Origin of the sequence: Cobetia sp. MM1IDA2H-1 (assembly GCF_002916775.2) — a bacterium.
Taxonomy (GTDB): Bacteria; Pseudomonadota; Gammaproteobacteria; order Pseudomonadales; family Halomonadaceae; genus Cobetia; species Cobetia marina.
Genome location: NZ_CM133225.1, coordinates 70,638 through 83,350, shown reverse-complemented (window position 1 = coordinate 83,350; position 12,713 = coordinate 70,638). Strand labels below are relative to the sequence as shown.

The 12,713-nt window shown below is 62.5% G+C and carries 14 protein-coding genes; 9 read left to right on the top strand and 5 right to left on the bottom strand.

Going from position 1 to position 12,713, the window contains the following annotated elements; translation table 11 throughout:
* Positions 1–46 precede the first annotated feature (46 nt).
* From BOH68_RS00380 to BOH68_RS00365, 4 genes are all read left to right on the top strand, one after another.
* A complete protein-coding gene (locus BOH68_RS00380) occupies positions 47–1,057 on the top strand; it encodes an alpha/beta hydrolase (protein ID WP_077379600.1) in 1,011 nt (336 codons plus the stop codon).
* Positions 1,045–1,575 (top strand): hypothetical protein, encoded by a 531-nt coding sequence (locus tag BOH68_RS00375; RefSeq protein ID WP_139345496.1) that lies wholly within the window; start codon positions 1,045–1,047, stop codon positions 1,573–1,575. The genes BOH68_RS00380 and BOH68_RS00375 overlap by 13 nt, the downstream gene beginning before the upstream one ends.
* 88 nt (positions 1,576–1,663) lie before the next feature.
* Positions 1,664–2,815 (top strand): pyridoxal phosphate-dependent aminotransferase, encoded by a 1,152-nt coding sequence (locus BOH68_RS00370; RefSeq protein ID WP_077379604.1) that lies wholly within the window; start codon positions 1,664–1,666, stop codon positions 2,813–2,815.
* Between the two features lie 10 nt (positions 2,816–2,825).
* Entirely contained in the window at positions 2,826–3,857 is a 1,032-nt protein-coding gene (locus tag BOH68_RS00365; RefSeq protein WP_077379608.1) for an Lnb N-terminal periplasmic domain-containing protein, read from the top strand.
* A gap of 28 nt (positions 3,858–3,885) precedes the next feature.
* On the opposite strand, the gene BOH68_RS00360 is transcribed toward BOH68_RS00365, so the two are convergent.
* Positions 3,886–5,424 carry a YifB family Mg chelatase-like AAA ATPase gene (locus BOH68_RS00360; protein ID WP_077379610.1) on the bottom strand — a complete coding sequence of 513 codons (1,539 nt, stop codon included), beginning with the start codon at positions 5,422–5,424 and terminating at the stop codon, positions 3,886–3,888.
* 352 nt (positions 5,425–5,776) lie between these two features.
* A complete protein-coding gene (locus tag BOH68_RS00355; protein WP_139345497.1) occupies positions 5,777–6,058 on the bottom strand; it encodes a hypothetical protein in 282 nt (93 codons plus the stop codon).
* A gap of 526 nt (positions 6,059–6,584) precedes the next feature.
* On the opposite strand from BOH68_RS00355, the gene BOH68_RS00350 reads away from it, so the two are divergent.
* Positions 6,585–6,863 carry a CBU_0592 family membrane protein gene (locus BOH68_RS00350; protein WP_077379614.1) on the top strand — a complete coding sequence of 93 codons (279 nt, stop codon included), beginning with the start codon at positions 6,585–6,587 and terminating at the stop codon, positions 6,861–6,863.
* Between the two features lie 85 nt (positions 6,864–6,948).
* On the opposite strand, the gene BOH68_RS00345 is transcribed toward BOH68_RS00350, so the two are convergent.
* The gene (locus tag BOH68_RS00345) at positions 6,949–7,323 is read right to left on the bottom strand and encodes an accessory factor UbiK family protein (protein WP_077379616.1); all 375 of its coding nucleotides are present in this window, start codon (positions 7,321–7,323) and stop codon (positions 6,949–6,951) included.
* Between the two features lie 436 nt (positions 7,324–7,759).
* Here BOH68_RS00345 and BOH68_RS00340 point away from each other — a divergent pair, with 436 nt between their 5' ends.
* The 3 genes from BOH68_RS00340 (at position 7,760) to glnK (ending at position 9,867) form a co-directional block, all read left to right on the top strand.
* Positions 7,760–8,098, top strand: a complete 339-nt coding sequence (locus BOH68_RS00340) for a P-II family nitrogen regulator (RefSeq protein WP_065392452.1) — start codon at positions 7,760–7,762, stop codon at positions 8,096–8,098.
* Positions 8,099–8,130: 32 nt separating this feature from the next.
* Complete coding sequence (locus BOH68_RS00335; RefSeq protein ID WP_077379618.1) at positions 8,131–9,378, top strand: ammonium transporter; 1,248 nt, start codon at positions 8,131–8,133, stop codon at positions 9,376–9,378.
* Between the two features lie 150 nt (positions 9,379–9,528).
* A complete protein-coding gene (gene glnK / locus BOH68_RS00330) occupies positions 9,529–9,867 on the top strand; it encodes a P-II family nitrogen regulator (protein ID WP_024951507.1) in 339 nt (112 codons plus the stop codon).
* 238 nt (positions 9,868–10,105) lie between these two features.
* Here glnK and BOH68_RS00325 read toward each other — a convergent pair whose 3' ends face one another.
* Positions 10,106–10,882 (bottom strand): ferredoxin--NADP reductase, encoded by a 777-nt coding sequence (locus BOH68_RS00325; RefSeq protein WP_077379620.1) that lies wholly within the window; start codon positions 10,880–10,882, stop codon positions 10,106–10,108.
* 281 nt (positions 10,883–11,163) lie between these two features.
* Between BOH68_RS00325 and BOH68_RS00320 the strand changes: the two genes are divergently transcribed.
* Entirely contained in the window at positions 11,164–12,111 is a 948-nt protein-coding gene (locus tag BOH68_RS00320) for a LysR family transcriptional regulator (protein ID WP_077379622.1), read from the top strand.
* 147 nt (positions 12,112–12,258) lie between these two features.
* Here BOH68_RS00320 and BOH68_RS00315 read toward each other — a convergent pair whose 3' ends face one another.
* Positions 12,259–12,687 carry a host attachment protein gene (locus tag BOH68_RS00315; protein WP_077379624.1) on the bottom strand — a complete coding sequence of 143 codons (429 nt, stop codon included), beginning with the start codon at positions 12,685–12,687 and terminating at the stop codon, positions 12,259–12,261.
* Positions 12,688–12,713: the final 26 nt, after the last annotated feature.

Genomic DNA, 12,713 nt, shown 5'->3' with positions numbered 1-12,713 from the left:
TCACGACAGCTCCAGCCGCTAGCATGGCAGCATTATGGAGATCACCATGCCCGACTTCAGCGCACTGCTCGATTATGGCCCTTTCATTCGTCTGCCTGAGTGTCTGCCCGGTCAGACGACCAGCCCGCTGGCCTGTTACCTGAGCCACTATGGCCTGGATGAACTGCGCAGCGCACATGTCACCGTACATGCCGGACACCTCGATGCTGGCGATTTTCGCCTGTGGGCACAGCTGTGGACTCCCCCGAGTCCGCGCGGCACCATCTTCGTGGTGCATGGATATTTCGATCACCTCGCGCTGTATCGGCACCTGCTGGCCCACCTGCTGAAGCAGGGCTGGCAGGTCGCGCTGTGGGACCTGCCGGGGCATGGCCTGTCCTCCGGCGAGCCGGCTTCCATCGATGACTTCGGTGACTATGTCGGCTGCCTGCAGGCGTTTCAGGAGTATCTGGAAGTCCACGACCTGGCGCCGCACCCCTGGTTCGGGATCGGTCAGAGCACCGGCGGCTCCGTGCTGGCCACCGACGCCCTGATGCGTGGCAGTGACTCGCGCTGGCAGGGAATCGCGCTGCTCGCCCCGCTGGTTCGCCCCTGGGGGTGGCCGCAGTCCCGCTGGCTGCATAGCATGGCGCGCCCCTTCATCGACTCCATTCCGCGCAAGTACCGCGCGAATACCAATGACGCGGCGTTCTACGAGTTCCTGAGCACCAACGACCCGCTTCAGGCGGATCGACTCGCCGTGAAGTGGGTCTCGGCCATGCGCGCATGGATTCCACGCCTGCAGGCCCTCCCGCCCTGCTCGCTACCCACCCTGATCCTGCAGGGCGAACAGGACACCACGGTGGACTGGCAGTGGAATCTCGACGTGCTGGCCAGCAAGTTCCCCAACGCGCGGATTCATCGCCACCCCGAGGCGCAGCATCATCTGGTCAATGAGGCCGAGCCGATTCGCACGGCCTTGTTCGCCGAGCTGGATGCCTTCCTCGATGCGCTGTCGCCGCGCCCGGAACTTGAGGCCCCTGATGACAGGGGAGGCGCCCCGGCATGTCACGAATGAGTCGCGGGCTGCGAACACTGGCGAGCCTGATGTTGATCACCGGTCTGACCGGCTGCATGGGACTGGATCAGGTGCCACGCGCGGAGCGCGACCCCATCTATGGCCTGGGCCAGAGTGCTGCCCGCCTGCTGGATGAGCAGAGCTGGGCCCCGCCACTGGGCGAGCAGGTCCTGCTGCTGGCACCTCCTGAAGTGGATACCAGTCTCGAGGTGCAGCCCGGCGCACTCAATGAAGCGCTGACACGTGCCCTGCTGGCGCTCAAGGATGGCCCGCAGGTGCTCAACTGGAGCAACGATCGCCCCGGCATCGACAGTCTGCAATGGCGCCTCGTGGCACGCCTGGATACCAGCGGTGGCCCCCTGAGGCTCTCCGACCGCACCCTGCAGCCCTACCAGCTGACACTGGAGCTGGTGCGCCGTCTCAGCGCGGAGCGCCAGCAGACCCGGACATTCACGCTCAGCGGCGCCTTCGATCAGGCGGCGCTTGACGCCCTTGCCAGTGCGCGACCTGCCTCCTGAGCGCCCACTGTCTCCTCGACTCACTCTCTGACGCCGCATGGCCACCTCCTGCCTCCCGGCGTCATCCGTTACCGCCTCTGGAGCCAAGATGACTACCGCCACTCCCCGCCGTTTCCTGGCCCACCTTTATCAGGAGGGACCGCACAACCCGTTCCCCGGCATCAAGGCGCTGGAACGCAGACTGGGGCATGCGCTGCCGCATCAGTACGGCTCCAATGAAGGGCTCGACATGCCCCACGCGGTACTCGGCGGCGAGCTGGGCCATGCCCTGGCAGACCTGAGCCGCAGCTACGCGGACGCCGATGCCTGGCAACTGCGCCATCAACTGGCCGAGCGCCTGGGCGTCGCCTACGAGACGCTGCTGGTCGACGCCGGCGCCGACAGCCTGCTGGCGCTGGTGATGCGCGCCACCATCTGTGCGGGAGAGCGCGTGATCACCAGTGCCGGCACCTACCCCACACTGGCGTACTTTGCGCGCGGTCTCGGTGCTGAGGTCATTGAAGTGCCATATACCGAAGCCCATGCCTCTGATGATGCCCTCCATTTCGCCCAGCTGGCACCGGATCTCGCCGCACTCGCCGCGGCGGCAAGTCAGCATGCGGCCCGTGTCGTCTATCTCGCCAACCCGGACAACCCCAGCGGGCACCTGCACTCGGATGAGGATGTCCGAGCACTGCGTGATGCGCTCCCAGCGGACTGCAGCCTGCTGCTGGACGAGGCCTATCACGACTTCCGCCCCGATGCGGCGCAGGCCGACAATGCCCCGATGGCTCGTACCTTCCGGCTGCGCACCTTCTCCAAGGCTTATGGACTGGCGGGCCTGCGTCTCGGCTTCATGATCGCCGAGCGTGAGGATCTCGCCCTTCTGACCAAGGTTCGGATCCACTATGCCGTCAGCGCGCCGGCACTGGCAGCCGGCGAGCTGCTGCTGGAGCATCCCGAAGAAGCCGCGACTCACGTCGCCGCGGTCATCCAGTGTCGTGATCAGCTTGCCGGGCACCTGCGCTCGCTGGGGGCTGACGTCCTCCCCAGTGCCACCAACTTCCTCTGCGTGCGCCTCAAGAGCGCCGAGCGGGCCGCTCAGGTTCAACAGCAACTGATGGCGCAGGGCGTGCTGATCACCCGCTCCCCTCACCCGGCGCTCGGCCATATCCTGCGCATCTCGACCCTGGAGGACAGCCTGGTGCCGGGTCGACTGGCGCGTCTTGAGCAGGCCATCGTCGAAGAGAATCGCGCATGAGTGCCGGCCGATGAGTCTGACCAGCATCGTGCTCCGCAGCGTCACCAGCCTTGCCTTGCTGGGGGCGAGCCTGTGGCTGATGCCTGCCCTGTGGTTCCGCCTGCCGGGACCGGAGGGGCTTCGCACGACACTGGCCGTCCTCGCGGGTGCGCTGAGCCTCATCTGTGTCATTGCGCTGTGGTCGCCGCAACTCCATGCGATTCGCTGGCGACTGGCGGGCAGCTACCTGATGCTGTTGGTCGCCAGCCTCGGCTGGTGGAACAGCATCACCCCGCGGGCGGACCGCGACTGGGCACCGGAGGTCGAACATCTGGTCGAGGGGAGCGTCAGCCAAGATGACATCCTGCACCTCGAACAGGTGCGCAACTTCGAGTGGCGCACGCCTGAGGATTACACGCCGCGCTGGGAGAGTCGGGACTATCCTCTGGATCAACTGACCTCGGTGGATCTGTTGACCAGTCACTGGATGGGGCCGCAGATCGCTCATACGCTGGTCAGCTTCGGTTTCGCCGATGGACGCCATCTGGCCTTCTCGGTGGAAATCCGCAAGGAGCGTGACGAGGCCTTCTCGACACTGGGCGGGATGTTCAAGGAGTACGAACTGGCGGTGATCGCCGCTGACGAGCGCGACATCATCCGCGTGCGCAGCAACGTGCGCGGGGAGCAGGTGCATCTCTATCGGGTGCAGATGCCGCGCGAACTGATCCGCGAATTGCTGCTGGCCTACGTCGACGAAGCCGAGACATTGCGCACTCAGCCACGCTTCTACAACACCGCCACCAGCAACTGCACCACCCTCGTCTACGCGATGATGACGCGCCTCACCGACGGCCTGCCGCTGGACTATCGACTGCTGCTCTCCGGCTATCTGCCGGAATATGTCGCGGACCAGGATGCGCTCAGTGACGCCGCGCCCTTCGCCGAGCTCAAGGCCAGAAGTCTGATCAACCCTGCCGCCATCGCCGCCGACGAGCACCCGGACGGCGACTTCTCGCGCCTGATCCGTGAGGGCATCCCCGGCGCGGACAGCCCGTCCTTCTGAACGGGCGACGCGGCCCGACAGGCAGTGCTCAGGCGCTGCGCTGTTCCGCTCCCGGGCGGGCCGGGTCTCTCCCCATCATTCGATCCAGCTGACGATAGCCGATGGCTTCCATCAGCTGGGGCCGCTGCACGCCATCCTGCGCAATGAGATCGCTCAACGTCAGCGCGACACGCAAGACCCGGTGATAGGCACGCGCCGAGAGATTGAGACGCGACAGCACGCCGGCCAGCCACTGACGCTCGCCGTCCTCCAGCTGGCAGGCGGCTTCCAGGGCATGGGTGTCGAGATGGGCATTGAGCCCGCCGCGGGCCAATTGACGAGCGCGGGCTGCCAGCACCCGTTCGCGCACTGCGTCCGAGGCCTCACCGGGGGTCGCGGACGTCAGCTCCTCAGCAGGCAGTCCCGGTACCTCGACCTGCAGATCGATACGGTCCAGCAGCGGGCCAGATAGGCGCGCCTGATAGCGCTGGATCTGGGCCGGCGTGCAACTGCAGTTGCGACGGCTGTCACCAAGATAGCCGCACGGGCAGGGGTTCATCGCCGCCACCAGCTGGAAACGTGCCGGAAAGCGCCGCTGGTGGCTGGCACGCGAGATGAGGATGCGGCCGCTCTCCAGCGGCTCACGCATCACTTCCAGCACACCACGATCAAATTCCGCCAGCTCGTCCAGAAACAGCACGCCATGATGGGCCAGCGACACCTCTCCCGGACGCGGTCTGGAGCCACCCCCGACCAGCGCGACACCACTGGCGGTATGATGCGGCGCCCGGAAGGGCCGCTGGCCCCAGCGCTCCATGATCGGCATCCCGCAGACCGAGCGTACCGCCGCGACTTCCAGGGCCTCGGCCTCCCCCAGCGGCGGCAGAATGCCGGAGAGGCGACTGGCCAGCATCGTCTTGCCCGTACCCGGCGGCCCCGCGAACAGCAGGTTGTGGCCTCCCGCAGCGGCAATCTCCAGCGCACGCCGCGCCTGATGCTGGCCACGCACCTCGCTCAGGTCCGGCTCCGGGAGTCGCGCCTGAGGAGTGACGGAACAGACATGCGGCGTGATCCTCTCTCGCCCGAGAAGGTGCGCCACCAACTCCAGCAGATGGCCCACGGACAGCACATCCAGCTGTTCCGCCAGCGCGGCCTCATCGGCATTGCCACGCGGCACCACCAGGGTGCGCCCGGCCTTGCGACAGCAGAGCGCAGCAGGCAGTACGCCAGTGACGGAGCGAATGCTGCCATCGAGTGCCAACTCGCCCAGACACTCGATCTGCGCCACGGCCTCTTCCGGCACCTGACCGGATGCCACCAGGATGCCCAGTGCGATCGGCAGATCAAAGCGCCCCCCCTCCTTGGGCAGGTCAGCCGGGGCCAGATTGAGGGTGATTCGGCGCGCTGGAAACTCGAAGCCTGCATTGAGCAATGCGCTGCGCACTCGCTCACGACTTTCCTTCACCGCCGCTTCCGGCAAGCCAACGATGGAGAGCCCCGGCAGCCCGTTGGAGAGGTGTACCTCTACCTGCACCTCCGGAGCTTCAAGACCAAGAGATGCGCGCGTGCGCAACATTGCCAATGACATGAGTCTTCCCTGCGTGATGCCGCCTCTCTGCTGCACGGCGCAATCGGAGCAGGCACCCGCCTGCCATGAGCGCGAGGGCACGATACCGGTGCCATCTCCTCCAGCATGGCAAATCTCATACCTGCCAGCGTGCATACGACTCAACGCTTGGCGATACGGCACTCCTCAAATGTCACTCGCGCTGCCGGACACGGCATGTCCTCACTGCACCGCAACGGTATTATCAGCAATTCCAGCCACCCGTTTCATAATTTTCATTACGCCACCAACCCCTAGAATTACTGGATACGTAAGGAAAATACCGACTGTGTATAACATTACATAACCCCCTCGACAGGACATTTCCCAGCGCTCAAATATCCATCATCTGGCAACGCCAAACCCTATCGATATGGACACCGAGCCGCACCACCTCATCGAAGCGTGACGCATTACACTCTGAATCAACACTTGAGGGCGACATCAGCCCTCCTCCAGCACCCGGCCAGACCGGCGAAACAGGCGGCAGAGAGGCAATATCGTCACCCAGAACGGGCAAGGCACCCGCACGATGAACAAACGGCAGCGTTTCCCGTCGACATCGCGGCATGAATTTCATGAAGAGCTTCATGAAGAGCTTCACGAAGTAGTTCACGGAGATGTTCATGAAGAAGTGAACGGAGAAACGCCCTAGCATGACTCAGGAGGCTGGGCTCAAGAGAAGAGGCGCGGGGGAAGGGAGTGCCTTTCCCGAGAGTCGCGCAGGCCCCACCCAATGCCAGCCTCCTTCGATGCGCCGGACTGGCTGCCGTGTCTGTTCAGCTCGAGACATTCATGCGGACTGAACGTTGAAAATAGTCCATCAACCGGCTTTTTCCATGAAATAACGCGCGTTCTAGCAGATATTTCACGAAGTTGGCGACATGGAACACTTGGCTGATCACAAGCCCTCGGGCCTGCACCAGAAGAGTGCTGATGGAACATGCAAGGCGGTACTCCAGGCGCTACAGGAGTGCCTCAAGAGGGGGACTGCTGGTATATTTGATCGGTTGTCTCGGCCCTGCTGATACAACCGCCAAGCTGTCTCAAGGAGGCCACCCAAGGGTGGCAGAGAATCGTCCAACCCATGGAAAGGGCCAGCCATTCAGGACGACTTCGGCTTGTTTCAGGAGTAACACCCCATGCAAGACATGCTTGCCTCGCTGGCACCCATGGCGGACATCATCGGCATGCTCGGCACCTCTCTGGTGGTCGGTGCCTTCTTTCTGCTGCAGATTGGCAGGCTCGATGCACGCAGCCTGGCCTACAACCTCATGAATCTGAGCGGGGCGATCCTCTTGTTGATCAGCCTGTGCATCAACTTCAATCTCGCCAGCTTCGTGATCGAGGTGTTCTGGATCGTGGCATCTCTGGTGGGCCTGGTTCGCTGGTTGATGGGGTCTCGTCCACAGACGGTCTGACCTGCCCGGCACCCGCCTCATGCGACGGACACAAAAAAACCGCCACACCTCGACGGGTGTGGCGGTTTTTTTGGCAGCATGTCATTCAGGCGTCGCGTTGACGCTCGATCTCCTCGGCGTGGCTGGCGGCTTCCCGCTTTGCCAGCGCAGCCTCTCCCTCATCGTCCACCGCCACGGCAGGCTCGGTGGTCGACGCAGCACCCGCCACCAGTCCCTGCTTCTCCAGCAGCGCCTCAAGTGCGATGACCTGCTTCTCCAGCGACTCCACACGCCCGCGAGTCCGCGTCAGCACATCCATCATGATGTCGAAGTCCTCGCGCGACACCAGTTCCATGCGATCAAAGGCGCTGCGCATCACACCCTGTACGGACTTCTGCAGCTCTTCCGGGCCGTGCGAGGCGTCCTGGAGGCGCTCACCGATCTGCTGGGCCATACGCCCGATGACGTCGTTCTTGAACATGCTCCACCTCAGCCATTGCAAGCCGACGGGCCCATCATGGGGCTGTCGGTCAGAGAAAAGGATCTCCCCGAAACGTGGGGGACATCATGTCATGTTGCAAGGATACGCAACCCGCTGGCCTGACGCATGTCTCGACCCCGAATCTCTCGCCACTGACGGCAGGCACGGACCTTGTGCACCATATTAGCGCTATCTCCTACCTCGAAAGCCGCAATTCAGGCACCAAAGCGGTGCATCGCCATGGCGTTCTTCTTGCCGTCATTTTTGGCCTTGCTGCGGAGCTGCTTTTTCCCTCAGCACAACTAGATGAATTTAAAGATTTTTTAACCTCATGGCATACCTCGTGCGATGCACTTGTCAGGAACAGGCCACCAGCAGTGTCTGATTGGCCGCACTCAACATGACAGATCATTGCGGTAGCAAACGGGGGCAGCACATGAAACTGATCACCGCCATCATCAAACCCTTCAAGCTGGACGACGTGCGTGAAGCGCTGGCCGACAACGGCGTGCAAGGCATCACGGTCACGGAAGTGAAGGGCTTCGGGCGACAGAAGGGCCACACCGAGCTGTATCGCGGCGCCGAGTATGTCGTCGACTTCCTTCCCAAGGTCAAGATTGAAGTGGCTGTTGATGACAGCAGTGTGGAAACGGTGCTGGACGCCATCACCCAGGCAGCCAACAGCGGCAAGATCGGCGACGGCAAGCTGTTCGTCACCCCGCTGGATGACGTGATCCGTATCCGTACCGGTGAACGCGGCGCCGATGCTGTCTGAGCCCCGCGCACAATAATAAAGGAGAATCCCGCATGAACGAGATCATCGAGGTCAAGTACGCACTTGATACCTTCTATTTCCTGGTCTGTGGCGCCCTGGTGCTGTGGATGGCTGCCGGCTTTGCCATGCTGGAAGCTGGCCTGGTACGCGCCAAGAACACTACCGAGATCCTGACCAAGAACGTGGCGCTGTTCGCCATCGCCTGCACCATGTACATGGTGGTCGGTTACCACATCATGTACTCAAGCGCCGAAGGCGGCTTCCTGCCGAGCCTGGGCTTCTTGATCGGCGCCGAGAATACCGCTGAGGAAGCGCTCGCTTCCGGTGGCGACATCTACTACAGCGCGCGTTCCGACTTCTTCTTCCAGGTGGTGTTCGTGGCGACCGCCATGTCCATCGTCTCCGGTGCAGTCGCCGAGCGCATGAAGCTGTGGGCCTTCCTGGCCTTCGCCGTGGTCATGACGGGCGTCATCTACCCGGTCCAGGGCTACTGGACCTGGGGTGGCGGCTTCCTGAGCGAAGCGGGCTTCAGTGACTTCGCCGGCTCCGGCATCGTGCACATGGCAGGCGCTTCCGCCGCACTGGCTGGCGTGCTGCTGCTGGGGGCTCGCAAGGGCAAGTACGGCAAGAACGGTGAGATCAACGCCATCCCGGGCTCCAATCTGCCGCTGGCGACCCTGGGCACCTTCATCCTGTGGCTGGGATGGCTGGGCTTCAACGGCGGCTCCGAGCTGGTGCTGTCCAACATCGATGAAGCCAACGCGGTCGCTCAGGTCTTCGTCAACACCAACGCCGCTGCCTGCGGGGGTGTCATCGCTGCCCTGATCCTCGCCCGCCTGTGGTTCCGCAAGGCTGACCTGACCATGGCCCTCAACGGCGCCCTGGCTGGCCTGGTCGCCATCACCGCTGGTCCGCTGGCACCGAGTGTCGGTGCTGCCACCCTGATCGGCGCCGTCGGTGGCCTGCTGGTGGTGTTCTCCATCGTCGGCCTCGACAAGCTCAAGCTCGATGACCCGGTCGGTGCCATCTCCGTCCACGGTGTAGTCGGTCTCTGGGGCCTGATGGCAGTGCCGCTGACCAATGACGATGCCACCTTCTCCGCACAGCTGCTGGGCGCCGTGTCCATCTTCGCCTGGGTATTCATCGCAAGCTTCGTGGTCTGGCTGGTCATCAAGACCATCATGGGACTGCGCGTCAGCGAAGAGGAAGAGTACGAAGGCGTCGATCTGGCGGAATGTGGCATGGAGGCGTATCCGGAATTCACCTCCAGCCGCAAGTAATCAAGGATCGAGACTCACGCGACACCCAAAGACTCCCGCCACCTGGCGGGAGTCTTTTTTCCTGACCGGATAAGCGGTGTATGCTTGAGCAATAGGGGCTGGCGTGGCGAGCAGCAACGCCACCCGCACCATCACCCAAGGAGAGAGACGATGAAACTGGTCACTGCCATCATCAAGCCATTCAAGCTCGACGACGTACGCGAATCCCTGTCCGAGATTGGCGTCCAGGGTATCACCGTGACCGAGGTCAAGGGTTTTGGCCGCCAGAAGGGCCACACGGAGCTGTATCGGGGTGCCGAGTATGTGGTCGACTTCCTTCCCAAGGTGAAGCTCGAGGTCGCCGTGGATGACGCCATGATCGATTCCGTGATCGAGGCGATCACCAATGTCGCCAACACCGGCAAGATCGGTGACGGCAAGATCTTCGTCTCGCCGCTGGAGCAGGTCATTCGCATCCGTACCGGCGAGACCGGCAAGGACGCCGTCTAAGCCCCTGGTGCAAGCCCTGGCGATGACGTGCTGCCCCGACGGGTGACATGAGCACACAAAAAACCGCAGGCCATTGGCCTGCGGTTTTTTCGTTTCAGCACGTGCCGTTCATGCGTGATGCTCGTGGTTCATGCTCAGAGCATCACTTCTCGACATGCTTACGTCTCGACACGCTCACTTCTCAACATGCTCACTTCTCAACACGCTCACTTCTCAACATGCTCACTTCTCAACACGCTCACTTCTCAACAAAGGCACGCTCGATCACATAGTCACCCGGCACACCCATCTTCGGCGAGATGGCGAAGCCACGGGCATCCAGCATGGCGCTGATATCGTCGAGCATCGCCGGCGAGCCGCAGATCATCGCGCGGTCACGCTTCGGGTCCAGCGGCGGCAGGCCGATGTCCTCGAACAGCTTGCCATTCTCGACCAGATCCGTGATGCGGCCCTGGTTGCGGAACTCCTCGCGCGTCACGGTCGGGTAGTAGATCAGCTTCTCGGCGATCTCTTCCCCAAGATACTCGTGCTTGGGCAGCTCTTCCGCGATCATGTCGGCATAGGCCAGCTCTGAGACATGGCGCACACCGTGCATCAGGATGATCTTGTCATAGCGCTCATAGGTCTCCGGGTCCTGAATCACGCTCAGGAAGGGCGCCAGGCCAGTTCCGGTGGAGAACAGGTAAAGATTCTCGCCCGGCAGCAGATCGTCCAGCACCAGCGTTCCGGTGGGCTTGCGCGAGACCATGATCTGGTCACCCGGCTTGAGGTGCTGAAGGCGTGAGGTCAGCGGGCCGTCCTGCACCTTGATGGAGAAGAACTCCAGATGCTCTTCGTAGTTCGGGCTGGCGATCGAGTAGGCGCGCATCAGCGGCTTGCCTTCGACTTCCAGGCCGATCATCACGAACTGGCCATTCTTGAAGCGCAGGCTGTCTTCCCGCTGGGTGCGGAAGCTGAACAGCGAGTCGTTCCAATGATGGACGTCGATGACTTCGGTAGTGGTCAGACTGCTCACCTGGTGGCCTCCCGGGGTCGCGCCCCTTGAAATCAAGCATTCTATTATGGAATAAGCAAATAACAGCTTATGACCCAATGAACTATGCAGCGATTGTAGTCACTGTTGGGTTATGCGTTAAATGGTTTATCTGGATATAGGTTATCCAGACTATCAATATTGATTGCGAATGAATCGCATTACAAGCCCGGCAATGGCCTGCTTCACATTGCAGCGCGAACCGGGTGTTGCGCTGGCCAGCGAGCTCCTCTCGACACTGCCTGCATGCACAAGGAGGCGGAATGCGTTACAGCCTGCGACAACTGGCGGTCTTCGTTGCCGTGGCACGCCACGACAACGTCTCGCTGGCAGCCGAAAGCCTCGCGATGTCACAGTCCGCCGCCAGCACGGCTCTGGCCGAACTGGAGCGCCAGTTCGACTGCCGCCTGTTCGACCGGCATGGCAAACGCCTGCGCCTCAATGGCCTTGGCCGCGAACTGCTTCCCAAGGCCATCGCCTTGCTGGATCAGGCGGAAGAACTCGAGCAGCTGCTCGGCCAGCAGGATGCCACCGGTTCACTGGAAATCGGCGCCACCCTGACCATCGGCAACTACCTGGCGCCCCAGATCGTCGGCAGCTTCCTTGAGCATCATCCGGCTAGCCGTGTAGAGCTGCATGTCCTCAACACCCACCAGCTGATCGAGAAGCTGGCGCATTTCGAGCTCGATATCGGGCTGGTGGAAGGCGAGGTGGAGCACCCATTGCTGGAAGCCACGCACTGGGTAAGTGATCGCCTGAGCATCTTCTGCGCTCCCTCGCATCCTCTGGCCCGAGGAGAGGTGACGCTCGCACGCCTGCTGGAGGCGCGCTGGATCATGCGTGAACGGGGCTCTGGCACCCGCAGCACCTTCGAGCAGGCACTGCGCCCACACCTCGAGAGCCCCTCGGACAGCGTGGCCCAGCGACTCGACATCATGATGGAACTGGAGCACACCGAGGGGATAAAGCGCGCGGTGGAGGCCGGCCTGGGAATCGGCTGCGTTTCACGACTGGCGCTGCGAGACGCCTTCCGGCGCGGTAGCCTGGTCGAGCTGCCCACCCCATGGCTGGAGCTGACTCGCGCCTATCGCTTCGTCCATCATCGCGACCGCTTCATTACCCAGGCCATGCGCGAGTTCGTGACGAGCTGCCGCACCCTGAGTGGCTCCGCCTCACGCAGCGACGAGATCGAGATGCATCAGGTACCGTGACCATCAAGCAGCATGGCTGCAGGTACGCAAGCACTCACTTACCCTCCATATTGCATGACGCCAACGCACAGGCACCGCCAGCGAGTCCGCTGACGGTGCTTTCAGATTCAGCAGGCCGTGTAACGCCCTGCCGTCATGTCACCGACTTCAGTGATTCAGGCCAGTGAAGCGCTGTTTGATGTCGTCGGCACTCTCATGGGAGAGATCCTTGTCGACGGTCTCGCTGACCAGCTTGGCCACCGGCTTGTCGAGCTTGTCACGCAGCGCACCGAGGAACTTGGGTGCGGCAGCGATGATCAGCTGATCAAACTTGCCGTCGTTGGCCGCCTGCTTGAGATATTGCGCCACTTCCTTGGCGAAGAAGTCCTGATGCTTGTCCGAGGTCGCGCCATCATCTCCCGTCTGATGCAGGCTACCGTGCCCGCCACTGGACTCGCCCTTGCCACCGGTTCTCAAGTCACCGGTATGCTGACGGCTTTCAGGATGTACGAGGCTGTCCACTTCAGTGACCTTGCCGGCAGCACGGGCAAAGATACGAGCGCGGGCGGCATCAGCAGCAACGATGTAAGTAACCATTTACACACTCCCTGTCTCTCGTGAGG